This is a genomic window from Sorangium sp. So ce590, assembly GCF_051521365.1.
Taxonomy (GTDB): domain Bacteria; phylum Myxococcota_A; class Polyangia; order Polyangiales; family Polyangiaceae; genus Sorangium.
Window position 1 is genome coordinate 2772501 of the sequence record NZ_CP150346.1, and the last position, 23185, is coordinate 2795685.

The 23185-nt window shown below is 71.5% G+C and carries 20 protein-coding genes (1 of these 20 running past the window's edge); 13 read left to right on the plus strand and 7 right to left on the minus strand.

The genetic code is table 11. From position 1 onward, the window contains the following. A protein-coding gene (locus tag WMF28_RS10560; protein WP_437602038.1) for a hypothetical protein crosses the window boundary here: on the plus strand, positions 1–471 show its 3' portion. 495 nt of this gene lie to the left of the window's left edge; 471 of the gene's 966 nt are visible here — the last part of the coding sequence; its start codon lies beyond the left edge, outside the window; the stop codon is at positions 469–471. Then, positions 468–842: a zf-TFIIB domain-containing protein gene (locus WMF28_RS10565; protein WP_437602040.1), complete on the plus strand. Its 375-nt coding sequence runs from the start codon at positions 468–470 to the stop codon at positions 840–842. The genes WMF28_RS10560 and WMF28_RS10565 overlap by 4 nt, the downstream gene beginning before the upstream one ends. A gap of 38 nt (positions 843–880) precedes the next feature. On the opposite strand, the gene WMF28_RS10570 is transcribed toward WMF28_RS10565, so the two are convergent. Both WMF28_RS10570 and WMF28_RS10575 read right to left on the minus strand, forming a co-directional pair. Further along, positions 881–1132 (minus strand): class II glutamine amidotransferase, encoded by a 252-nt coding sequence (locus WMF28_RS10570; protein WP_437602041.1) that lies wholly within the window; start codon positions 1130–1132, stop codon positions 881–883. Continuing rightward, the gene (locus tag WMF28_RS10575; RefSeq protein WP_437602042.1) at positions 1111–1788 is read right to left on the minus strand and encodes a hypothetical protein; all 678 of its coding nucleotides are present in this window, start codon (positions 1786–1788) and stop codon (positions 1111–1113) included. Before WMF28_RS10575 ends, WMF28_RS10570 begins: the two co-directional genes overlap by 22 nt. A 71-nt stretch (positions 1789–1859) precedes the next feature. Between WMF28_RS10575 and WMF28_RS10580 the strand changes: the two genes are divergently transcribed. Next, complete coding sequence (locus WMF28_RS10580; RefSeq protein WP_437602044.1) at positions 1860–2099, plus strand: hypothetical protein; 240 nt, start codon at positions 1860–1862, stop codon at positions 2097–2099. 186 nt (positions 2100–2285) lie between these two features. Here WMF28_RS10580 and WMF28_RS10585 read toward each other — a convergent pair whose 3' ends face one another. Together WMF28_RS10585 and WMF28_RS10590 are read right to left on the minus strand one after the other, a co-directional pair. Then, entirely contained in the window at positions 2286–2519 is a 234-nt protein-coding gene (locus tag WMF28_RS10585; RefSeq protein WP_437602045.1) for a hypothetical protein, read from the minus strand. A 279-nt stretch (positions 2520–2798) separates the two neighbouring features. Then, positions 2799–3248 carry a hypothetical protein gene (locus tag WMF28_RS10590; RefSeq protein WP_437602046.1) on the minus strand — a complete coding sequence of 150 codons (450 nt, stop codon included), beginning with the start codon at positions 3246–3248 and terminating at the stop codon, positions 2799–2801. Between the two features lie 159 nt (positions 3249–3407). Here WMF28_RS10590 and WMF28_RS10595 point away from each other — a divergent pair, with 159 nt between their 5' ends. From WMF28_RS10595 to WMF28_RS10640, 10 genes are all read left to right on the plus strand, one after another. Beyond that, the gene (locus WMF28_RS10595) at positions 3408–4649 is read left to right on the plus strand and encodes a methyltransferase (RefSeq protein WP_437602047.1); all 1242 of its coding nucleotides are present in this window, start codon (positions 3408–3410) and stop codon (positions 4647–4649) included. A gap of 295 nt (positions 4650–4944) precedes the next feature. Continuing rightward, the gene (locus WMF28_RS10600) at positions 4945–5925 is read left to right on the plus strand and encodes an ABC transporter substrate-binding protein (RefSeq protein ID WP_437602048.1); all 981 of its coding nucleotides are present in this window, start codon (positions 4945–4947) and stop codon (positions 5923–5925) included. Positions 5926–6091: 166 nt separating this feature from the next. Then, positions 6092–7207: a 3,4-dihydroxy-2-butanone-4-phosphate synthase gene (gene ribB / locus WMF28_RS10605; protein ID WP_437602049.1), complete on the plus strand. Its 1116-nt coding sequence runs from the start codon at positions 6092–6094 to the stop codon at positions 7205–7207. A gap of 20 nt (positions 7208–7227) precedes the next feature. Beyond that, positions 7228–8088 carry a fumarylacetoacetate hydrolase family protein gene (locus WMF28_RS10610; RefSeq protein WP_437602050.1) on the plus strand — a complete coding sequence of 287 codons (861 nt, stop codon included), beginning with the start codon at positions 7228–7230 and terminating at the stop codon, positions 8086–8088. 153 nt (positions 8089–8241) lie between these two features. Continuing rightward, the gene (locus WMF28_RS10615; RefSeq protein WP_437602051.1) at positions 8242–9747 is read left to right on the plus strand and encodes an aldehyde dehydrogenase (NADP(+)); all 1506 of its coding nucleotides are present in this window, start codon (positions 8242–8244) and stop codon (positions 9745–9747) included. Continuing rightward, positions 9744–11693: a YjhG/YagF family D-xylonate dehydratase gene (locus WMF28_RS10620; protein WP_437602052.1), complete on the plus strand. Its 1950-nt coding sequence runs from the start codon at positions 9744–9746 to the stop codon at positions 11691–11693. The genes WMF28_RS10615 and WMF28_RS10620 overlap by 4 nt, the downstream gene beginning before the upstream one ends. A gap of 499 nt (positions 11694–12192) precedes the next feature. Further along, entirely contained in the window at positions 12193–13350 is a 1158-nt protein-coding gene (locus WMF28_RS10625; RefSeq protein WP_437602054.1) for a sugar ABC transporter substrate-binding protein, read from the plus strand. Positions 13351–13373: 23 nt separating this feature from the next. Further along, positions 13374–14921 carry a sugar ABC transporter ATP-binding protein gene (locus tag WMF28_RS10630; RefSeq protein ID WP_437604240.1) on the plus strand — a complete coding sequence of 516 codons (1548 nt, stop codon included), beginning with the start codon at positions 13374–13376 and terminating at the stop codon, positions 14919–14921. After that, complete coding sequence (locus WMF28_RS10635; RefSeq protein WP_437602055.1) at positions 14918–15973, plus strand: ABC transporter permease; 1056 nt, start codon at positions 14918–14920, stop codon at positions 15971–15973. Before WMF28_RS10630 ends, WMF28_RS10635 begins: the two co-directional genes overlap by 4 nt. Positions 15974–15978: 5 nt before the next feature. Continuing rightward, on the plus strand, positions 15979–16947 hold the full coding sequence (locus WMF28_RS10640) for an ABC transporter permease (protein ID WP_437602056.1): 969 nt from the start codon (positions 15979–15981) through the stop codon (positions 16945–16947). 130 nt (positions 16948–17077) lie between these two features. On the opposite strand, the gene WMF28_RS10645 is transcribed toward WMF28_RS10640, so the two are convergent. The 3 genes from WMF28_RS10645 to WMF28_RS10655 form a co-directional block, all read right to left on the minus strand. Next, entirely contained in the window at positions 17078–17995 is a 918-nt protein-coding gene (locus tag WMF28_RS10645) for an SMP-30/gluconolactonase/LRE family protein (RefSeq protein ID WP_437602058.1), read from the minus strand. A 147-nt stretch (positions 17996–18142) separates the two neighbouring features. Beyond that, entirely contained in the window at positions 18143–21061 is a 2919-nt protein-coding gene (locus WMF28_RS10650) for a TonB-dependent receptor domain-containing protein (RefSeq protein WP_437602059.1), read from the minus strand. Between the two features lie 4 nt (positions 21062–21065). Further along, positions 21066–22886 carry a protein kinase domain-containing protein gene (locus WMF28_RS10655; RefSeq protein ID WP_437602060.1) on the minus strand — a complete coding sequence of 607 codons (1821 nt, stop codon included), beginning with the start codon at positions 22884–22886 and terminating at the stop codon, positions 21066–21068. Positions 22887–23185 lie beyond the last annotated feature (299 nt).

The following is a 23185-nucleotide window of genomic DNA, read 5'->3' on the forward strand; positions in this document are numbered from 1 at the left end:
ATGGCCACGACCGAGGTCGGGATGCTCGGCGCGATGAACCTCGAGAAGACGATCGTCGACCTGGCCGGCCTCAACGACCGGCGCTTCGCGCTCGAGCCGTTCTCCGCGGACAGGCTCTTCGAGGCCTACAAGCCCGAGCTCATCTACATGCCACATCCTCATTACGTGAAGATGATCGATGACCTGGGGCCCACCCGGAGATGTCCCGTTATGTCGTTACTCGCAGAAGAAGCTCGGGACAGCGCTGTTCGGCATCGCCGTCCGGCGCGACGGCCCCTACTTCGAGCGATTGCAGCAGATCGTGAAGAAGAAGCTGGGCTCGAAATGACGCCCGCGGCGCGAGGTCGCTCGTCCAGGCGCTGCGGCTCGCGCCGGACTGCTCCGCGTGACGCCGGCTCTTCACGCGCTCCGACCCGTCTGATAGCATCGAGCCGGACCGCGGCGCCCGCCGCACTGGAGAGCGCGACGTGAACTGCCCGAAATGCACGGCCTCGATGGATGTCATCACCTTCGGCGGGGTCGATGTCGACCGGTGTACCGCGTGCGGCGGGATCTGGTTCGACAGCCGTGAGAAGGAGTCGCTCAAGGCCATGGAGGGCTCGCAGCAGATCGACACCGGCGACCCCGCGGTGGGGCGGAAGAACAACCAGATCCGGCGGGTGCCGTGCGCCCGCTGCTCGACGCCGATGGTGCGCATGGTCGACCCGCAGCAGCCGCACATCTGGTACGAGAGCTGCAGCGTCTGCGGCGGCGTCTACTTCGATGCCGGCGAGTTCCGCGATTACAAGGAACACACGCTGAGCGATTTCTTCCGGGACCTGTTCGCGCGCCCGCGCGGCTGACCGCGATCCGCCGTCCGGCGCCGCGGATGGAAGCCACCTCAGCCGTGCAGCTCAGCCGTGAGGCGCCTGCCCGGCGCCCCCCGGGAGCTCGCTCGACACGGGGGCCTCGGGGCCGGAGGCCTGGGGAACGACGCCAGGAGCTCGCCGGCGCGGAACACCCAGAGGGTGCCGGGCGTCGCCTTGCGCCAGAGCTCGTCGCGCGTGAGCGGCTCGGTGGCCACGACCGCCATGCGCGCGTCGGGGCCGAGGCCCTGGACGTCGTTGAAATTCACCTTGAGGTCGGCGTCCACGAGCGTGGCCTCGCCGAACGGGGCCTGGCGGAGGATGCAGGACAGCACACATGGCGCATATCCTCCCGTGGCGTGCGCGCATCGTCGACGATCAAGAGCCCTGTGACGCCGCCGCCCGCAGAGACGTTGCTCACCGCCGAGGCCGACAGCCGCACCATGGCGCCCTCCATGCGACCGGCGAACACGAAGGGGCAAAGGTCGAAGTAGACCTCCTCCTCCACGAGGCCGCCGCCTCGGAGCGTCGGCATGCGCGCCGTGCGCGCGCGGCTGCGCTCCTGCACGATCGTGCGCTGATCCGCGGCGCCGCGGACAGCCTTCCTCCACGCGTCCGGAGGCGTCTGCCACCCGAGCAGCACGCCTTTGCCGCCGTACTCGTCGTTCGGCTTCAGCACGAAGCTCTCCTGCTCGCCGAGGACGAGCTCGACTCCGCCGGCGGAGAGGCGGTCGCCGTCGATCTCGAGCTGGCCCGGATCGAGGATCAGCGTCCGGTGCCCCTCGGCCGAGAACAGCCCGGAGAGCACCTTGAACTCGGCCGAGGTGTCGACAGCGGCCCGGTCGACGATGGCTATCGTCGGCCTCGCCTCGCGCCCGCCCCACGCAGCGTACCCCTCGCGCAGGGCGCGCAGGAGCCCCCGGTGCGGCGCCGGCGTGCGCACGCCTGGCCCGCCCCGGAGCGGCGCCAGGTGGGGGGAGCGCCATCAGCGTCTGCTCGACGAGGAGCTGGTCGGTGATGCCAGCGGGGGAGTCGGCGTTGTACTCGATGAAGGAAAAGCCGCCCTCGGTGACCAGCATGTCGAGCCGCCCGACCGTGAGGAACGGCCCCTCGCCGGGATCGAGGGCGGCGAGGGCGCGCTCGTCCGCGGAGAGCCCCAGCTCCTCGGCGAGCGCGGCGTCCTCGAGCGCGCGCCGCGCGACGCGCTCGAGCGCGGCGGCGATCCGCTCGGCGGCGCGCGCGACCGCGGCGTAGTCCTGCGCCGCGATGAGGTAGGGCCGCAGGTGGCGGCACAGCGCGCGCGCGCCGTGCACCAGCCCGAGCCTCCACTGGCCGTCGAGGAACGACGCGAACCGCGCCGCGTCCATCGCATCGGGCGCGGCCAGCCGAGCGTCGATCTGCTCGGCGAGCGCTCGTGTGGCGTCCCAGGTCATGGCGACCTCATGTCGCGCCGGCGCCCGGGATCGCCCAGGCGTGCACGGGGTTGCCGGAGTCGACCTCGGCCATGTACCGCTCGAGCATGCGCCGGAGCGCCTCCTCGCGCGGTAGATGGCCCAGGCCGAACCCCGGCCGGCTGAGCACCATCTCCAGCGCGGTGAGGTGCTGCTGGAGGCGCGCTTTGAACAGCCCGTAATCGACGGTCCTGAAGTGATCTTGCTGGATCTCGATGCCCAAGGGACCTCCCGCGGCGATCTCGGCGAGAGCTGAGCCGCTGTTCTTCACGGCGAGCGCCGTGGGGTGGAGGGTCGTCCGTCGCCGGGATCGCGATGTTCCCGGCTCTGCGCAGTGCAAACACAGGGCCAGGACCGGCGGCCTCGGCGCGAAGGACGCCGGAGAAGGGCCGCCTGGCGGCGTTGGGCTCGATCGATGTGGCGCAGGTGCGGCCTGTGGCGAAACGCACCGTGGGGGGGTTGCTCGGCGGCGCCGTTCACCGGCCGGCCGCGCAACGGCAGGTCACTGTTCGACGTGCGGGACGCGCTCGACGACGCACTGCCCCGCCTTGCAGCGGGCGACCGAGTCCTCCTTCGGCGCCATGCACTTGGCGACCGGGCAGCTCTCGGCGGCGCAGCTCGCGGCGCGCCACTGCTGGAGCGCCGCGAGCGCGTCGCGGTGGAACGCCTGGTCGCACGGCGGGCACAGCTGGTCGCAGCACTGCCCGGCCCGCGCGCAGGACGCCACACAGTCGGCGTCCGCCTCGCATCGCGGCTCGGTCGCCGCGCCGCTGCCGTCGGCCGACGCGCCGCTGCCGTCGCCCGGTGCGGCGCCGGTCGCGGCGGGGTCCTGCGTCCGAGGCATTGCGTCGACCGCCGGCGGGGCCTGCGCCGGGGCTTCCTTGTGACAGCCGGCGGCGAGACCGGCGAGACCGACGAGCATGAGGGACGGCGAGAGCGACAGGGGCTTCATGCCGGCCATGATGGCACGGGAGGCGGTCGTCCTGGGGTCCGTGGGGCAGGGGACCATTGCCGCGCAGTCGGGCAGGGCTCCCAGCGGCACCCGCGCGATCGAGGCGCCTTCCTGGCGCCGCGCGGATCCGGTAGTCCTCGCCCTGCTCCGGTTCCCCGCATGCTCCCGTCGAACACGCCTCTCCCCGTCGCCCAGCGCCTCGCGCGCGCCCTCGAGGTGCTGGCGCCGGCGCTCGATATCGTCGAGGCGCGCGTCGACGAGGGCGCGCCGCCGGCCTGGTGCGAGGCGCGGGGCTGGACGGGCTTCCTCCTCTCGCTCACGGACGGCGAGCTCGCCCGCTGTGAGGCCGACGGGCTCGCGGCGTGCATCGACGGCCTCGACGGCGCGCCGGCGAGCCTCAGGGCCCTGGCGGGCGCCGCGGACGAGGCCGCGAGGCTGCCGCGGCGGCCGGTCCAGCCGCTCCCGCCGGCGTCGCTGGACGAGCTCCGGGCGGTGCCGGCGCGCAAGCGGCTCCAGCTCGAGGCCCTGCTCGGCGCCGTGGCTCCCATGGCCGTCCGCGCCCGCCGCCTCGTCGACGTGGGCGCGGGGCACGGGCACTTCACCCGCCTGGCCGCCGCGCGCTTCGATCGCGACGCGATCGGCCTCGAGCGCGAGCCCGACCGCGTCGCGACGGCCTCCGCGCTGGCCGCCGGGGGCCGGGCGCGCTTCGTGGCGTTCGACGCCTTCCAGCAGGCGCTCGCGTTCGCGCCGGACGACCTGCCGGTCGGCCTGCACGCCTGCGGGGAGCTCGGGGATCGCATGGTGACGGCGGCGGGGGCGGCGCGCTGCGATCTCGCGCTCGTCTCGTGCTGCTTGCAGAAGATCGGCGCCCCGGCCCGCGCCCCCCTCTCGGCGGCGGCAAGGGCCGCGGGGCTCGTCCTCCGGCGCGAGGCGCTGGGCCTCACCAACCTCACGGCGCGCCGCGCGGGGGTCGAGGCCAGCCTGGACGAGGAGCTCGCGGCGCGCGAGCGGCGGCACGCGCTGCTCTCGCTGCTCCGCGGCCGCGGGCTCGACGTCGCCCTGGGCGAGGAGATGCGCGGGATCAACCGGCGTCGCGCGCACGGCGGCCTGCGCGAGCTCGCGGCGCGGGCGCTCGAGCTGCGGGGCCTCTCGCCGGCGACCGAGGTCGAGCTCCGCGAGCGCGAGCGCGCGGCGCGCGCGGCGTTCGGCCGGATGCGCCGGCTCACGCTGCCGCGCTCTCTCCTGGCCCGCCTCACGGAGGTCGCCGTCGCGCTCGACCGCGCGATGGCGCTCGGCGAGCAGGGTCACGAGGTCGAGGCGGCGATCGTCTTCGACCCCGAGGTGACGCCGAGGAACGTCGCGATCTTCGCGAGCGCGCGCCCGGGAGGGCTCGGCGGCTGACTCCGAGCCGCCCCGGCCGCGCGCGCCCGGCCCGGGGCGAGCCGCGCTGGGGCACGCTCCGCCGCGCGCGGCGCCCCGCCTGGCCTACACGGTGTCCCCCCGCCAGCATCGTTGCGGATCGAGTGCTCCCCTGGAAGCAGCACGACGCGCCGGACCGCTGATTTCAGGGGCTCCAGCGGGTGGCATGTCCGGTGCACATGGCCGCACCATGGATAGACGTCAGTTCTTGGGAGGCGCTGCGGCGGCGGTTTCCGGAGCGCTCCTGGCAGGCAGCGCCCAGGCCGCTGGGCCCAGTGTGATCCGTGTTGGCGTGCCGGGCGTCGGCGTGGGCAATCGCCCCGTCACCGGGGGCAGCTATTTCAGCCTCTTGCACCTCCAGGGGACCCTGGCCGAGGAGTTCAAGAAGGACGGCATCGAGGTCAAGTGGAGCTTCTTCCGCGGCGCCGGTCCGGCCGTGAACGAGGCGGTGGCGAACAACCTGCTCGACATCTGGACTCACGGTCACCTGCCCTCGGTGGTCGGCCGGGCCAGCGGCCTCAAGACGCGGCTCCTGGCCAGCGCCAGCCGGCGCGGCCACGCCTATCTGGTGGTGCCCGCGGACTCGCAGATCAACGGGGTCCGTGATCTGCGCGGCAAGAAGGTGGCCTACCAGAAGGGCACGGCCACCCAGCTCTCAGCGAACCGCGTCCTCGAGGGCCACGGCCTGACCGAGAAGGACATCCGCTCCATCAGCATGGACACGGCGACGGCGACGGCGGCGCTGGCCACGAAGGACGTCGACGCGGTGTTCGGCGGCACGAGCTTTCTCTCCCTGCGCGATCAGGGGATCGCCAAGATCGTCTACTCGACGAAGGGCGATTCTCCGACCTACCCGAGCAATTCAGGCGTCGTCGCGCGGGAGGACTTCATCAACGAGCACCCCGGCATCGTGCAGCGCATCATCACCACCGCGGTGAGGTCCGCGGCGTGGGTCTCGGACGAGAAGAACCGCACGCAGGCCTTCCAGCTGTGGTCGAAGTCGGGCACGCCCTTCTCGAACTTCAAGGAAGCGCAGCAGGGCGAGGACATGAAGCAGAACGCCAGCCCGCTGCTCGACGAGTACGCCATCGCCCGGTACAAGTCGGCGGTCGCCGATTCGAAGAAATTCGGCCTGATCAGGAGCACCTTCGACGTCGAGTCCTGGACCGATCGGCGCTTCCTCAACCGCGCGCTGAAGGACCTCGGCCACGAGCGCTTCTGGGTGGAGTGGGACGCGAACGGCAAGCCGAAGGGGTGACGGCGCGCGGCCCGCGCGCTGCGGCCCGCCCCAGCGCAGCGCCCCGGCGCACGCGTCGAGCCGCCGTCGCGAGGAGCCATCGCGCGCTCCCTCGAGCCTCGACGGCCTCTCGCAGCGGGAAAGCAGGATTCAACGCTCAGGCGCAAAGAGGCAAGGGATAGGGTGCATGGCAGTTTCGTCATCAGCGGTGCGTGTGCAGGCTGCCGTCGAGCAGCTCCGGTCCGGCGGCATGGTGATCCTCGTCGACGACGAGGCGCGCGAGGACGAGGGAGATCTCGTCGTCCTGGCGGAGCACGCGACGCCGGCCGCCATCAATTTCATGGCGACCCACGGCCGGGGGCTGATCTGCCTCGCGCTCACGGAAGAGCAGGTGGACCGCCTCGGGCTGCCGCTCATGGCGACCCGGGCCGGCTCCCGCCGGACGACGGCGTTCACGGTGAGCATCGAGGCGCGCGAGGGCGTCACGACCGGCATCAGCGCCCGCGACCGGGCGCGCACCGTCGCGGCCGCCATCGCCCGGGGCGCGGCGCCGCGCGACGTCGTGTCGCCGGGGCACGTCTTCCCGCTCCGGGCGCGCCGCGACGGGGTGCTCGAGCGCGAAGGGCACACCGAGGGCGCGGTCGACCTGGCGCGGCTCGCCGGGGCGACCCCGGCCGCCGTCATCTGCGAAATCATGAACGATGACGGGACGATGGCGCGCCGCCGGGACCTCTCGCGCTTCGCGGCGCGCCACGGGGTGCCGTTCGTCGCCATCGGGGACGTCATCCGCCACAGGGTGCAGCGCGAGGACATCGCCACGCGCGTCCGGACCACCCCGTTCCGGCCCGCGGGCCTGAGCGGCGAGTGGCGGGCGCACACGTACAGGCTGCGTCGCGAGCGGCAGCTGCTCCTCCTGACGCACGGCGCGCCGGCGCCCGCCGACGCCCGCGCCATCGTGTACACCCACCGCGCGGCGCTCGTCTCGGACCTCCTCGGCGACGCCGACCTGTTCGGCGCCCTGCGGGACATCGAGGCCGCCGGCTCCGGCGCGGTGGTCTACATCCCCTCGTCGGCCGACCCGGGCGCCGACGACACCGCCGGCCTCGAGCTCGCCGTCGCCGCGCGCGAGCTGGGGGCGCTCGGGTACCGCCGGGTGACGCTCCTCGACTCGAGGCCGTTCCGGCCCGCCGGGTCAAGGAGAGAGATCGACCTCGAGACCGGCGAGCCGCCGGGCGCGGTCTGGGTCGGCGCGCACGAGAGGCGCAGCGGCGAGAGCGAAAAAGTGGCTTTACAGATCGTGTAAGAGGTGGATCATGCGGTGACATGAAAGTGTTTCGGTTTGCAGGTGGCGGCGGGCCGCGCCTCGGGCTCGAGGACGAGCGGGGAGCGCGTCACGATCTCACGGCGGCGTCCCCGGAGGCGTTCGCGTCCGTCGCCTCGTGGCTCGCCTTGCCCGATCCCCTCGGCGCTGTGCGCGACGCGCGCGCCACAGCCCACCCCCTCCCGCCCGACGTCCCGCTGCTCGCCCCGATCGACGTGCAGGAGGTCTGGGCGGCGGGCGTCACCTACGAGCGCTCGCGCAACGCGCGCAAAGAAGAGAGCGCCGGCGGCGGCGACTTCTATGACCGCGTGTATGACGCCGAGCGCCCGGAGCTGTTCTTCAAGGCGATGCCCCGCCTGGTCGCCGGCCCGGGCGCACCGGTGCGCGTCCGGCGCGACTCGAGCTGGAACGTGCCCGAGCCGGAGCTCTCGCTCGTCGTGTCCGCGGCGGGCCGCATCGTCGGCTACACGGCCGGCAACGACGTCTCGTCGCGGTCCATCGAGGGCGACAACCCCCTCTACCTGCCGCAGGCGAAGGTCTACGACGGCTGCTGCGCGCTCGGCCCCGTCATCGCGCTCGCGGACGAGCCCGGGCTGGATCTGCGCGCGCTCCCCATCGAGCTCGCGATCCGGCGCAGGGGCGAGGCGGTGTTCACGGGGGAGACCTCGACCGCGAGGATGCGGCGCTCGCCCGAGGAACTCGTCGCCTACCTCATGCGCGAGCTGAGCTTCCCCGCGGGCGTCGTCCTGATGACCGGGACCGGCATCGTGCCGCCAGACTCGTTCACCCTGGAGCCTGGCGACCTCGTGGAGATCACGATCCGCGGCGTCGGAACGCTGGCGAATCCGATATCTCAAGGTTGACGAGGCGCATCTTGCGAAGAGCACGCGGCTCGATGCGTTCCTCCTCGTTTCCGCGTAGGCCCCCGAGTACGTTCACGCCCCAGGAGAAGAATGAAATGCTGCGTTCGATCGATCCGGCTGGCACGCTCGTGAGCTTCGCTTCCCGCTGACCCCATGGAATTCTTCGCCCACAACGCCGCCACCGGGGAAAAACTCGGCGCCTACCGCGACGCCACCGCCGCCGAGATCGACGCCGCCGCCCGCGCCGCCGCCGCGGCGGAGCGGGCCTTCGCCGGCCTCGCGCCGGAGATGCGCGCCCGGTTCCTGGAGACCGCCGCCGACGAGATCATGGCGCTCGGCGAGGTCCTGATCCAGACCGCACACAGGGAAACCGGGCTGCCCGTCGCCCGCCTCGAAGGCGAACGCGGCCGCACCACCGGCCAGCTGCGCCTCTTCGCCGCCGTCGTGCGCGAGGGCTCCTGGGTCGATGCCCGGATCGATCCCGCGCTGCCGGATCGCAAGCCGCTCCCGCGCCCCGACGTGCGCCGCATGCTGCGGCCGATCGGCCCGGTCGCCGTCTTCGGCGCGAGCAATTTCCCCCTCGCGTTCTCCGTTGCCGGCGGCGACACCGCCTCCGCCCTCGCCGCAGGCAACCCGGTCGTGGTCAAGGCCCACCCGGCGCATCCCGGCACCTCCGACCTCGTGGCCTCGGCCCTGCGCTCCGCCGTTCAGAAGGCGAACCTGCCTGCCGGCGTCTTCGGCATGGTGCACGGTGCCTCGCCCGAGGTCTCGCTCGCGCTTGTGCGCCACGAGGCCATCCAGGCGGTGGCCTTCACCGGGTCCACCCGCGCCGGTCGCGCCCTCTATGACGCCGCCGCCGCCCGCCCGCGGCCCATCCCCGTCTTTGCCGAGATGAGCAGCATCAACCCGCTGGTCGTGCTGCCCGGCGCGCTGCGCGAGCGCCGCGACGCGATCGCCGAGGCGCTGGTCGGCTCGTGCACGCTCGGCGTCGGCCAGTTCTGCACCAAGCCGGGCCTTGTCCTGGGGTTGGCCTCCCCTGAATGGGATGCGTTTGCGCAGTCGGTCGCCAGCCGAGCCCGCGCCGTCACCCCCGGTGTGATGCTGCACGCCGGTATCCAGGCGTCGTTCGACCGCTCCGTGCGGGAGCTGCAAGGGGTGGCGTGGCTGACCGACACCGGCGCGCGCGTCGCTCGCGTCTCCGCCGCCGACTTCGCGCGGCAGCCGCACCTCGCGCACGAGATCTTCGGACCGTACACGCTGCTCGTCACCGCTTCGAGCCGCGGAGAGCTACTTCAGCTCCTCGGCGCGCTCGATGGCCAGCTCACCGCCACGCTTCACGGGACCGCCGACGATCTCGCCGCCGCCCAGGACCTTGTCGATGTCCTCAGCCGGGTCGCGGGCCGCCTTGTCTTCAATGGCTACCCGACGGGCGTGGAGGTGTCGCACGCCATGCACCACGGCGGGCCGTATCCAGCGAGCAGTGACGCGCGCTTCACCTCGGTTGGAGCCGCGGCCATCCTGCGCTTCGCAGGTCCCGTCTGCTACCAGTCGTGTCCGCCCGCGCTGCTCCCGTTGGAGCTGCGCGACGAGAATCCGCTCGGGATATCACGGCTCGTCGATGGCCGCGCCACCCGTGACCCCATCGCGCCCCGCGCATGAACCACGACCCGGTGTTCGAGTCCGGCAGCGAGGCGATCTACACCCTGCGCACCACCGCGCCCGGACCGTCGGGGCGCCTCCCGCTCGGGGCCGAGCAGCTACGCGCCATGTCCAGCGGCGAGCTGTTCGGCTGGACCCAGAATGCCGGGATGGGGTGGGATCCTGCGCGCCTGAGCGGGAAGCAGTTCCTCGTGCTCAGCACGCAGGGGGGGATCCGCGCGCCCGACGGCACGCCGATCGCGCTTGGGTACCACACGGGGCATTGGGAGGTGGGGCTGCTCATGGAGGAGGCCGCCCGCACGTTCACGGCCAGCGGAGCCATTCCGTTCGCCGGCTATGTCAGCGATCCGTGCGACGGGCGGACCAATGGCACCGTCGGCATGCTCGACAGCCTCGCTTACCGCAATGACGCCGCCATTGTATTCAGGAGGCTGATCCGCTCGCTGCCCACCCGCCGAGGCGTGCTCGGCGTCGCCACCTGCGACAAGGGCTTGCCGGCCATGTTGATGGCGCTCGCCGGCACGCTCGACCTCCCCGCGGTGCTCGTGCCGGGAGGCGTCACGCTCCTCGCCGAGGAGGCGGAGGACACCGCCAAGGTCCAGACCCTCGCGGCGCGCTATGCGCGCGGGGAGGTGAGCCTCGACCACGCCGCCGAGATGGGCTGCCGCGCCTGCGGTTCCCCCGGCGGCGGCTGCCAGTTCATGGGGACGGCCGCGACGAGCCAGGTGGTGGCGGAGGCGCTCGGCCTCGCCCTCCCGCACGGCGCGCTCAGCCCTTCGGGCGCCGAGATATGGCGCGACCTCGCCCGCCGTTCGGCGCACGCGCTCATGGCCCTCGAGCGACGTGGCGTGACCACGCGGGACATCGTCACCGACGATTCCATCCACAACGCCATGGTGCTGCATGCCGCCGTCGGCGGGTCGACGAATCTGGTGCTCCATGTGCCGGCCATCGCCCATGCGGCCGGACTCCGACGCCCCACGGTGGACGACTGGGCGCGCGTCAACGCCCTCGTTCCGCGCCTGGTGGACGTGCTGCCCAACGGGCCCCGACACTATGCCACGGTGCAGGTCTTCCTCGCGGGAGGCGTCCCGGAGGTCATGCTCCATCTGCGCGCGCTTGGCCTGCTGCGGCTCGATGCGCGTACCGTGAGCGGCCTCACGTTGGGCGAGAACCTCGAGTGGTGGGAACGCAGCGAGCGGCGCCGGCGCCTGCGCGACAAACTGCGGCAGCTGGACGGCATCGACCCGGACGACGTGATCATGTCCGCCGGGACGGCACGCGAGCGCGGGCTCACCAGCACGGTGACCTTTTTGCGCGGCAACCTCGCGCCCGAGGGAGCGCTCGTGAAGAGCACCGCGATTGCTCCCCAGGGGATCGGACCGGACGGCGTCTATCTGCACGAAGGACCTGCGCGCGTGTTCGGCAGCGAGCACGCGGCGATCGAGGCGATCAAGACGGGCGCGGTGCAGCCGGGTGACGTGATGGTGTTGATCGGCATCGGTCCCGGTATCGGAATGCCGGAGACCTACCAGATCACCTCCGCCCTCAAGCACGTGAAGGACGGGCACCGTATCCCCCTGGTCACGGACGGTCGTTTTTCCGGCGTCTCCACCGGGGCGTGCATCGGCCACGTCAGCCCGGAGGCGTGGGCGGGGGGGCCCATCGGCCGCGTGCGCGACGGCGACCGCATCAGGCTGCGGATCGACACGCGCAGGCTGGAGGGGACGGTGGACGTCGTGGGCGTGGAGGACGGCGGTCTTGCCGCCCGTTCGCCCAATCCAGCCCTTCAACCGGACGGCCGAGTGAACCCGGATACGCGGTTGTGGGCTGCGCTTCAGGATGCCAGCGGCGGCAGCTGGGGTGGTTGCGTCTATGATGCGGAGCGCATCATCGGGCTCCTCGGTCGCGCCATCGCCGCTGAGCGGAGCTCCTCTGGCACATAGGCTTCTGATGTGGCGTTATTTTTCCAGGAAGGCGGATCGCGCGAAGTTCCATCATTCAGCCAGCGCGTGCAGCGTGGCTGTACGATGTGAACGGTCACAACGAGGAACTTGACTTCCGGATCGCGTTTGGATTTCCTAAGCCCCGAAACCAGAAGATCTCTCGTGGCAGGCCCCACGAGCGTCGCCGATCGGATCATTGAATTTTGAGGGCGCTCGCGAAATCCGCGTGGTGCCCCGGGAATGACGCGCGACACCGTCGCTCGCCAAACGCGGATCGTTTGTACCCCAGTGCTTTTGCCGTGAGCAATACGGCGGCACGCAGACATTGCCCTCGTAGCTCGTGAGGGCGAGAACGTGACGACGTCTGATGGGCCGTAGAGGTCTCTATCCGACCACGTCTCTTTGCTCGAAAGGTAGCGGCACGATGTCGATTGGCCAGTTGAAGTCACGTGGATCGGCGCGGCGCGCAGCGGCGGTGTTGAGCTGCGCGCTCGCGCTCTTGGGTCTGTCTGGTCTGTCTGCTTGCAAAGACAAGCCCGACAGCGCTCCGGCCGCAGGAGGCTCCGCCAGCGCCGCGGCCGCGCAGGCGCCGAGCGGGCAAGGGCCCAAGGTCGTGCCAGGGCCCGGCTATAACCCCGAGTGCTTCGCGCCGTGGAAGCAGGACACCAAGTATTTGCAGTGGACGGCGCGAAAGCCGCCGTTCCGCCTCGCGCTCGTCAACGGCTACGTCGGTAACGCCTGGCGCATCCAGATGGTCAAGACGGCCAAGGCCTTCGCCAAGGACCCGGCCATCGCGCCGCTGCTCAAGGAGTTCAAGGTGGTGTCGACCGGCACCGACGTCGCGGCCCAGCTCGGCGCGATCGAGGACTTCATCAACCAGGGCTTCGACGGCATCGTCACGCTCGCCGTCAGCCCCGACGGCTTCGATCGCGTGATCCGTCTCGCTGACAAGAAGGACGTCATCCTGGTTCCGTTCGACAACGTGCTCGACACGGACAAGGTGATGCAGGTCAACGAGGACCAGCTGGCGATGGGGCGCCAGTGGGGCGAGTTCCTCGACAAGCAGCTCGGTGGGAAGGGCAAGGTGCTCGAGGTCCGCGGCCTGCAGGGCAACTCCGTCGATCGCGACCGCCACGTCGGCTTCCGCGAGGTCATGGAAGCGCCGGGGAAGAGCTACACCATCGTGGAGGTGGTCGGCAGCTGGGACGACGGCAAGGCGCAGAAGGCGGTGGCCGACGCGCTGGCCGTGCACCGCCAGTTCGACGCGCTCTTCGCGCAGGGCGGCTCGACGGGCGCCGTCCGCGCGCTGCTCGACGCCGGCCACAAGCCGATCCCGGTCGCCACGGAGGCCGAGAACGGCGTGCGCAAGCTGATCGCGAAGCACCACGAACAGGGCATGAAGGGCCTGTCGCTCGGCCAGTCGCCGGGGCTCGCGGCCATCGCGATGAAGGCGGCGCTCGAGGGCCTGCAAGGCAAGGTGCTGCCGCAGATGATCTCCGTGCCGATCCCCGCCGCCGATCACACAACGCTGAAGGACGGTGAGAGCTTCTTCTCCGAGCTCTCCGACAACTTCTTCACGCCCAACGAGTTCCCGCCCTGCGGGGTCAACATCTCGGGCATGAAGATCATGAACGAGTCGGAATCCGACGTGAAGTAGCGCGCCGCGGGCGCCCCAGCATGATGACCGAACCGGTGAGCCCTCCGCTTCTCCAGCTCCGGGCCGTCTCCAAGCACTACGGCGGAGTCACGGCCCTGAGCGGCGTCGACTTCGCCTGCGAGGCGGGGAAGGTGCACGCGATCCTCGGCGAGAACGGCGCGGGCAAGAGCACCCTGATCAAGATCATCGGCGGCGTGGTCGAGCCGAGCGCCGGGGAGCTCTTGCTCCATGGCGAGCCGGTCCGGTTCGACCACCCGATCGAGGCGAACGCCGCCGGCATCGTCTGCGTCTTTCAGGAGCTGTCCCTGATGCCGACGCTGACCGTGGCCGAGAACATCGGTATCACCATGCCGGTAAACCGCCTGGGGCTCTTCGATCGCAAGGCGCAGGTCCGCAGGGCCGAGGAGCTCTTGGCGCGCGTCGGCTGCGAGGGCGTGAACCCGGACGCCTGGGTGAGCGACCTGCCGCTCTCGCGCCGCCAGATGGTCGAGATCGCGAAGGCGCTCGGCAAGAACCCGCGGCTGCTCATCCTGGACGAGGCCACCTCCGCGCTGACCAGCAGCGACGTCAAGAAGGTCTACGCGCTCCTGGCCGAGCTCAAGGCTCAGGGCGTCGGCATGCTCTACATCTCGCACCGCATGCACGAGATCAAGGAGCTCGCGGACGTGATGTCGGTGTTCCGCAACGGTCGGCACATCGAGACCTTCGCCAAGGGCCACCACAGCGACGACCAGATCGTGGAGCTCATGATCGGCCGTGACATGGGTCACGTCTTCCCGCCGAAGCCGGCGGCGCGCAGCTTCCCGGCGACGCTCCTCGAGGTGAGCGGGCTGAGCTGGGAGCGGCAGCTCGATGACGTGTCGTTCAAGCTCGGCAAGGGCGAGATCCTCGGCATCGGCGGGCTCGACGGCCAGGGTCAGCGCGAGCTGTTGCTCGGCTTGTTCGGCGTGCTCAAGGATCTGCGCGGCGAGATCAAGATCGACGGCAAGCCGGTCAAGCTGACGAGCCCGCGCCAGGCCAAGGACCGTGCGCACGGCATCGCCCTCGTGCCCGAAGACCGAAAGACCGAAGGCCTGATGCTGCCGATGGCCATCGCCGCGAACATGTCGCTGGCCTCGCTCGACAAGTTCACGAGCGGCGTGGTGCTCGACCGCCAGCGCGAGGCCGCGCGCGTCGACGAGATGGTGCGCCGCATCCAGATCAAGATCGGCTCGCTCAACGACCCGGTGTCGTCGTTGTCCGGGGGCAACCAGCAGAAGGTCGTGCTGGCCAAGTGGCTGATGACGGAGCCGCGGCTGCTGATGCTCAACGACCCCACCCGCGGCATCGACGTCGGCACGAAGCAGGAGATCTACCAGCTGCTCCGCGAGCTGGCGGACGCCGGCACGTCCATCCTCTTCTACACCACGGACTACGACGAGCTGATCGGCTGCTGTGACCGCGTGCTCGTCCTCTACCAGAACCGCGTGCAGGGCGAGCTTGTGGGGGCCGACATCACCGAAAAGAACATCCTGGACCTGGCCCTCGGTCTGCGCGGCGGGCCCGAGCGCGCGCAATCAGAGGCACGATGAAGGACTGGAAGCTCCGCGTACGCCAGAACCAGGGCCTGCTCGTGGCCGTCGGTCTGTGCATCTTCTTCTACGGGCTCTACTCGCTGTCCCATCCCAAGGGCTTCAGCGCGTCGCTGGTGGGGCAGAACGCCAACGAGTCGTTCGTGCTTGTGGCTGCGGCCATGGCCCAGACGATCCCCGTGCTGACCGGCGGCCTGGATCTGTCCGTGGGGGCGGTGATCACGCTCGTCAACTGCGTGGCCTCGCACGTCCTTGCCGGCGGCGCGCTCGAGAATTTCCTGGGCATCCTGCTGTGCCTGGCCGTGGGCATGGCGGCGGGCCTGCTCAACGGCTGCCTCGTCGTGTACGGCCGCCTGCAACCGATCATCGCCACCCTGGCCTCGGGCACGATCTTCATCGGCATCGCGCTGTTCCTGAGACCGACGCCCGGCGGCCAGGTCGATGGCGATCTGGCGTTCGCGGCGACCTTCGATCTCAACGAGCTGCTGCAGGCCGCGGGCGCCGCCCCCCTCGACGGCGCGCTGAGCTTCGTCGGCGAGATCCCGTCGCCCGCGATCTGGATGGCGCTGCTCGCGCTGCTCTGGACCTACTACCGCCGCACCCGCTACGGCCTCGGCGCTTACGCCGTCGGCGCGTCGCAGGAGGCGGCGTACATGTCGGGCGTCCGCATCAAGCGCGTCAAGCTGGCCGCGTACACGCTGTCGGGGTTCTTCGCCAGCGTCGGCGGCCTCTACCTCGCGCTGCAGACGACGTCGGGCAACGCCGACATCCCACAAGCCGGCGCCTACACGCTGAACTCCATCGCCTGCGTCGTGATCGGGGGCTCCTCGCTGTACGGAGGCATCGGCGGCGCCATAGGATCGCTCTTCGGCGCGCTGGTGCTCCGCTCCGTCGCCTTCAACTTCCGCGTCCTCAACGAGGGCTCGGCGTTGGGCTTCCTCGCCAACCCCCTCTACCAGCCGCTGTTCGAGGGCCTCATCCTGCTCGCGGCCGTCTCCCTCGGCGCGCTCTGGGTCGTCCGCGTCAAGAACCGGCTGCACGTCTTCAGGTGAGCCCGATGCAACAGCTCCCCTCCCTCAAGAGCCGTCTCGGCGAGATCGACAAGCCGACCTGGTACACGCTGCTGTCGATCGGCGTCGTCCTCGTGATCGGCTCGATCGGCACGCTGCTCACCCAGGGCACGCTGAGCTTCCTGAGCCCGTACTACCTCCTGCAACAGCTGCAGATCGCCGCCTTCCTGGGCGTGGCCGCCACGGGCATGATGATCGTGATCCTGCTCGGTCACATCGATCTCTCGCTGCCGTGGGTGCTCACCTCGAGCGCCATGCTGGCCGCAGGGCTCGGCGGCTGGGCCGCGTTGCCCTGCGGCCTGGCCGTCGGCGCCGCCGCGGGCCTGGTGAACGGGCTCGGCGTCGCCTACCTTCGCGTGCCCTCGATGATCTTCACGCTGGGCACGAACACCGTGCTTCAGGGGCTGATGGTGGTCTACACCGGCGGCTTCGCTCCGCGTAGCGAGGCGCCAGCGTGGATGGAGGTCCTGGCCGTGGGCAAGACGCTCTCCATCCCGAACTCGCTGTTCGTCTGGATCTTGGTCGGCGGCCTCGGCACCTTCGTGCTGAAGAAGACCGCGCTCGGCCGCTACATCTATGCCGTGGGCAACCAGGAGCAGGCCGTCTATCTTTCGGGCGTCAGGACGCACCTTGTGCTGATCGGCGCCTTCGTGATGTGCGGCGTGTGCTCCGCCATCACCGGCATGCTGCTGGCGGGCTTTTCGCACAAGGCCTACCAGTCCATGGGCAACGACTACCTCATGCCGGCCATCGCCGCGGTGGTGATCGGCGGAACCAACATCATGGGCGGACGCGGGACGTTCCTCGGCACCGTCCTCGGCACGATCCTGATCGTGCTGCTCCAGAGCATGCTCAGCGTGCTGCAGATGCCCGAGGCCGGCCGCCAGATCATCTACGGCGCCGTGATCATCGCCATGCTGCTGGTCTACGGCCGACAGCATCAGGAGGGACGATGACCCGCCAGCGAGCGCCCGGCGCCGGGTGATGGTCGGATTTGAACATGAAGGCGGGAAGGCGGGAAGAAAAGCTCAATGATCTTCCCGCCTTCCCGCCTTCATGTGAACTCTCTCTGGGCAAATGCGACCACTACCCGGCGCCGCGGGTGTTCAGGTAGACCGCGTACAGCGAGGTCGTGCCGCAGATGAACAGGCGGTTGCGCTTGGCGCCGCCGAAGCAGACGTTGGCCACCGTCTCGGGGATCAGCACCTTGCCGAGCAGCGCGCCGTCGCTCGCGTGGCAGTGCACGCCGTCGCCGGCCGACAGCCACAGGTTGCCGTGCACGTCGACGCGGAAGCCGTCGTACACGCCCACCGGGCAGGTCGCGAACACCTCGCCGCCGGTCAGCGTGCCATTCGCGTCGACGCGGAACTTGCGCACGTGGTGCGGGCCGTCCGTCACGTGCGTCGCGCCGGTGTCGGCGATGTACAGCAGCGACTCGTCCGGCGAGAAGGCGAGGCCGTTGGGCTGCGCGAAGTCGTTCGCGACGACCGTCAGCGCAAAGGAGACCGGGTCGACGCGGTAGACGCGCTGCGCGCCCTGCTCGCTCGGCGACGCGTCGCCCTCGTAGTCGCTGTCGATGCCGTAGCTCGGGTCGGTGAACCAGATGCTGCCGTCGGACTTCACGACCACGTCGTTCGGCGAGTTCAGCCGCTTGCCGTCGAAGTGCGACGCGAGCACCGTGCGCGAGCCGTCGTGCTCGGTGCGCGAGACGCAGCGGCCGCGGTGCTCGCAGGAGACGAGGCGGCCCTGCAGGTCGACCGTGTGGCCGTTGGTGTTCATCGCGGGCTGGCGGAACACCGAGACCGAGCCGTCGGTCTCGTCCCAGCGCAGCATGCGGTCGTTCGGGAGGTCCGACCAGACGAGGTAGCGCCCCGCTGCGAACCACGCCGGCCCCTCCGCCCAGCGGCAGCCCGTGTACAGCTTGTCGACGTGCACGTGCGGGAGCGCGAGCTTACGGAAGCGGGGGTCGAACACCTCGAAGCTCGGGGTCAGCTCGATGATCATCGGGTTCTCCTCCTTCTGGCGAAATGAACAAGGCGGCCTGTTGATGCCCGACGGGACGTCGACGAGAGCCCTTCGTGTCAGGTCGCCGACCGGGAATTCGGTCCACGCCTGCGAGAATGCACGTGCTGGATCTCTGACGCACCGAACTTAGGGATAGCTGACGGTGATCTCGGCGAGGAACGTCCTGCCGTTCTGCCGGCTCGTGGACGAGAGGTAGGTCTCCGCGGCCGGGTAGTCGTACCGCGTGCCCATCGCGTTGTAGAGGCCGATCACATAGCGCGTGTGGAAGCGCTGGAGCTCCCCCGACACCGTGAGATCCGCGACGATGGCGGCCTCGGTCGCGCCGCCCGCGCTGCGCGAGATCCGACGCGGCGCCTCCAGGTTGATCCGCAGCGCGGCGGCGGCGAGCCGCTCCACCACCGGGACGACGCCGCGGAACGACGCGAGGTGCTCCGGGGCGTTGATCAGCCGCTCTCCGCCCTCGTGCTGGGCGCGCTGGTAGCCGTACATCGCCGCGAGCATCCAGCCTTGCCGCCACTCGCGGCGGAGCTCGACGTCGCCCCCCACGACGAACGCGTCGTGCTTGCTGTTCGCGTAGCGCAGCAGCCCGCCGTTCTCCTCGATGGAGATCCCCTCCGACAGCCTGCTCGCGTGGACGGCGCCGAGCGCGATCCAGGCGTCACCGATGCGCTGCGTGTACTCGATCTCGGCGGAATGGATGGACTCCGGCCGCAGCACGAGGCCTTTCTCGGGGTCGACGGCGGGCACCTGCGTCTTGCCGTCCTCGTAGTACTGCTCGGAGACGCTCGGCGCGCGGAAGGCGCTCCCGCCCATGAGCTTCAGCACGCCGCCGGGCGCGGGGCGGAAGATGACCGCGGCGCGCGGCACGACGATGGGATCGAACGTGCTGTAGACGTCGAGGCGCGCGCCCGCCGAGAAGCGTATCCACGGCGCGGGCGAGCCGTCGACGATGACGTACCCGGCGCCGAAGCCGAACGACTCGCGCTTCGTGCTGACGCGCCCGTCCGCGAAGACGCCGCGCAGCGTCGCCTCGGGGTGCCCCTGCATCTCGCCGCCCGCGGTGACCCGGAGCTCGGGGAGCGGCGTCCACGCCGCCCTGATCTCGGAGCCCAGCCAGGTGCCGTGCTGCTGCTCGAAGATCGTCTCCTCGTCGAACCTGTAGACCCCGTGCCAGACGAAGCGGTTCGCGTGGACGCGCGCCATGAACTGCAGGTCGGCCGCGGGCCGCGGCTCGAAGCGCACCTCGGCCATCATGTGCGCGTCCTCGTAGCTCGTTCCGAGATCGTTGAGCCGCGTGCCCACGTAGCCGGTCGGGATCCGCTGCTCGCGCGTGTGGTACATCCACTGCGCCGTGAACGGGCCGTACCAGGCGCGCCCGGTGGTGCCGCCGGCCCGGAAGATCTCGGCGCGCTCGGCGATCTGCGCGCGCGGCCCGGCGCCGGGCGCCCTCAGCGCCACCGGGACGTCGAACCCGTCGGAGCGGGCCCCGGTGACGCTCGCCCGCACGCCCGCGTCCTTGCCGGCGTTGTAGTGGAACCCGGCGCGCGCGTGGCCCACGCCGTCGTAGTAGGTGCCGGCCGTCACGTGCGCGCCCGTGGGCTCGTCGCGGCCGCGCGGCACGAGGTTGACGATGCCGGAGAGGGCGCCCGTGCCGTAGAGCAGCGAGCCCGGCCCGCGGACGACCTCGATGTGGTCGACGTCGTGGAGGTCGTCCCGCGCGTCCGAGCCCACGAACGAGGCGTTCAGGATGTTGTCGTTCGTCGAGTGCCCGTCCGAGAGGACGAGGAGCCGGTTGCCGTAGTCGAGCGGCTCGCCGAGCCCGCGGATCCCGGCCGAGTAGACGACGTGGTCGTTCGACAGGTAGACGCCGCGCGTGCCGCGCAGCGCCTCCGCGATGGTCGGGTACCCGAAGGCGCGCAGCTCCTGCTGCTCGATGACGCTGATCGAGGCGGGCGCGTCGTCCACGCGCTCGAGGACGCGCGAGGCGGACGAGACCTCCCGGAGCGGCTCCAACGCGAGGTCGCGCAGCTCCGCCTGCTGGCCGGCCGAGACCTCGATCGTCCGCTCGATCGGCGTGAAGCCCCGCAGGCTGACGCGGACCCGGCGCCGGCCCACGGCGACGCCCTGGATCACGGACGGCGTGAAGCCCATCGGCCGGCCGTCGATCTCGACGAGGGCGTCGGGCTCGCCGGCGCGCACGAGGATCGAGCCCGTGAGCGGGCTGAGCGCCGCCGTGATCGACATCGTCTGATGCGCGGCGACGGTGAGCGGCTGCGGCGCCGCCTGGTAGCCGGCGCGCGAGAAATAGAGCACGTGGCGGCCCGGCGGCAGGTCGAGCTCGCAGGGCGCGGTGCAGGCGGGCGGCGCGCCCTCGCTGTCGACGTGCACCGTGGCCTCGCTCGCGCCGCGCACGTCCACCCGGACCGAGCCCACGATGCGGCGGAGCACGATGAGCACGTCCTTTGTCTGCCCGAGCCTCACCGCGATGTCCTCCACCGCCAGGGGCTCGTGGCCGGCGAGCTCGACGAGGATGCGGTGGCGCCCCTCGGCCAGGGCGAGCCGGCGCGGCGCCGTGCCGCGCGCGCCGAGGTTCCTGCGATCGACGTAGATCGTGGCCCCCGGCGGCGACGTGACGATCTGCAGCACGGCCACGCGCGGCGCGATCCGCGCGAGCGCTGCCTGCACCTCGGCGACGATCTCCGCGTCGGTCTCGCCCTCGAGCGCGTCGTCGTAGTACCGGTGCGCGTCGGCGAAGCGGCCCAGCTCCTCGTAGGTGAGCGCGATGTTGAAGACCACGTTGCGGTTCGGCACGAGCCGGTTGGACGCGAGGAAATGCTCGAGGGCCGCGGGGAACTGCCCCTTCTTGTAGCTGTCGCGGCCCATCTCGAAGTGGAGATCGGCCTCGTCGGCCTGGCCCTCGCCGTCGGCGCGGGCGGCGGGGGCCTGGAGCAGCAGCGCGCCCGCGAGGAGGGGCAGGGCGGCGAGGCTCCACCGGCGAGCGCGCCTCCACCGGCGAGCGCGTGTGCTCGAGGGCGCTGGATGCATGCCGCTAGCGGTGCTCGCGCAGGCGCACCGGCCTCGTCGTCGTGCGGTCGCCGCTGGCCGCCGGCTCGGCGCCGGTCGCCGGCGGCGGGAGCACGGCGCGCGGGCGCGCGGGCCTCGCCGAGCTCGACGGCGCGAGCGCGGCGCCGGCCGCGGCGAACCCGCTCGCAGCAGCGGCGGCGGCGGCCGACGCAGGGGGGGTGAGGAGGACGGACGGCGCGAGGGGCGAAGCCCCGGGCGTCTCGTCCGCGAGCGCCGCCGCCGGCTCGTCCTGCGCCGGTGCGGCCCGCGAGGCCGCCTCGCCGGCAGGCGGCGCGCCCGCGACCGGCGCCGCCCCGCGTCCCAGCCACACGAGCGCCGCCGCACCCCCGAGGAGCACGACGAGCGCCGCCGCCACGGGCGCGAGCGCGCTCCGCCGGCCACGGCGCCCGCGGGCGTCTCCTGCGGGGCTGCTCTCGCGCGGCTCGTCCTGCGCCGCCGCCGGCGCCGGCAGCTCGTCCGGGCGCGACGCCCTCGCGGCCGACGTGGCTCCAGCGAAGGCCTGCGGGGGCGGCACGGAGGTGAGCGTCGCCGTGGGCCAAGGGGCGGAGGCGGGCGGCACGGAGGCCTGCGGGGGCGGCATGGAGGCCGCGGTCGCCGCGGGCCACGAGCCGGCCGCAGGCGGCACGGACGCCGCCGTCACCCCCGCGGGCCACGAGCCGGCCGCAGGCGGCACGGACGCCGCGGTCGCTGCCGCGGACGGCTGCGTGGACGGCGTGGACGTCGCCCACCCCTGCGCCCTTCCGAGCGCGGCGATGCGCGGTCCGGTCAAGGTCTGGGCGTCCTCCTCGACCTCCCTCGGGCGGCCCGGCGCCGGCGGCGCGTCCACGGTCTCGTTCCCCATGGCCCTGCGCAGGATGCGCGCCGCCGTCAGGCGCGCGGACTCCGACCCCAGCGGCTCGAGCAGCGACACAAGCTCGGCGACCGTCTGCGGGCGGCGCGCCGGGTTCTTCTCCAGGCACATCAGGAGGATGAACTCGAGCTCGACCGGGATCTCGGGCCGGTGCGCGCGCGGCGGCACGGGCGGATCTGTAACTATGCTTACAAATAGCGCCGAGATGGCCTCGTTCTCGAACGGCAGCCGCCCTGTCAGGAGCTGATACAGCGTCATGCCGAGCGCCCAGATGTCGCTGCGGGCGTCCACGGTCCGGGTATTGCGGATGTGCTCCGGCGACATGTAGCGGGGCGAGCCGAGCACCACGGACGATGTGGTCAGCTTGGCGTTCGAGCCGAGCACGCCCGCCTCCGACGCCTTCGAGATGCCGAAGTCGAGCACCTTGATCAGGGACGAGCCGTCGGCGCGGCTCGCCAGGAAGAGGTTGCCCGGCTTGAGGTCGCGGTGGACGATCCCGAGCGCGTGCGCCTCGGCGAGCGCCTCGCAGGCCTCGATCACGTAGCTCACCGCCTGCTCGACCGGCAGCGGGCCTCGTGTCTCCACGAGCGCCTCCAGATCGATGCCATTCAGGTACTCCATCACGAAGTAGGGCAGCTCCTCGTCGGTCTGCCCCACATCGATGACGCGCGCGATGTGCTCGCTGGCGATCGCCGCCGCGGCCTGCGCCTCCCGGAGGAAGCGCTCGACGGCGCTCGGCGTGGTGTGCCCCTCGGGGAGCAGGAATTTCAGCGCGACGCGATGGCGGAGCGAGACGTGGTGCGCCGAGACGACGAGCCCCATGCCGCCGCGCCCGAGCACCCGCTCCACGCGGTACTTGCCGCCGACGATGTCCCCGACCCGCGGAGTCTTGCGCCACGAAGCCGGTTCCACCGCTTCCCAGCCTGCTTGGGCCATCGGCCGATCACTATACACCAGCACCCCCCGGCCTCCGGCAGAATCTCGCCCCTGCCCACATCCGCGCCAGCGTCGTGTGCGACACGCCCCGCTCCCAGCCCCACCTGCGCTGTCCGGAGACGGTCGGCGGTCCGAGCCGGCCCGGCGGAGATCCAGGCGGGTCGTCGCGCTGCGCGTTCACTGTAGCGCGGGCGCGGCGAGATCTGCGTTGCCCGCTCGACCCTGGCCGTGGCGCGCAGCGTTCAGGTGCCGGCGGCCGTCCACACCCTGCTTTCGCCGGCCGCCATCCCGGCGCGCGC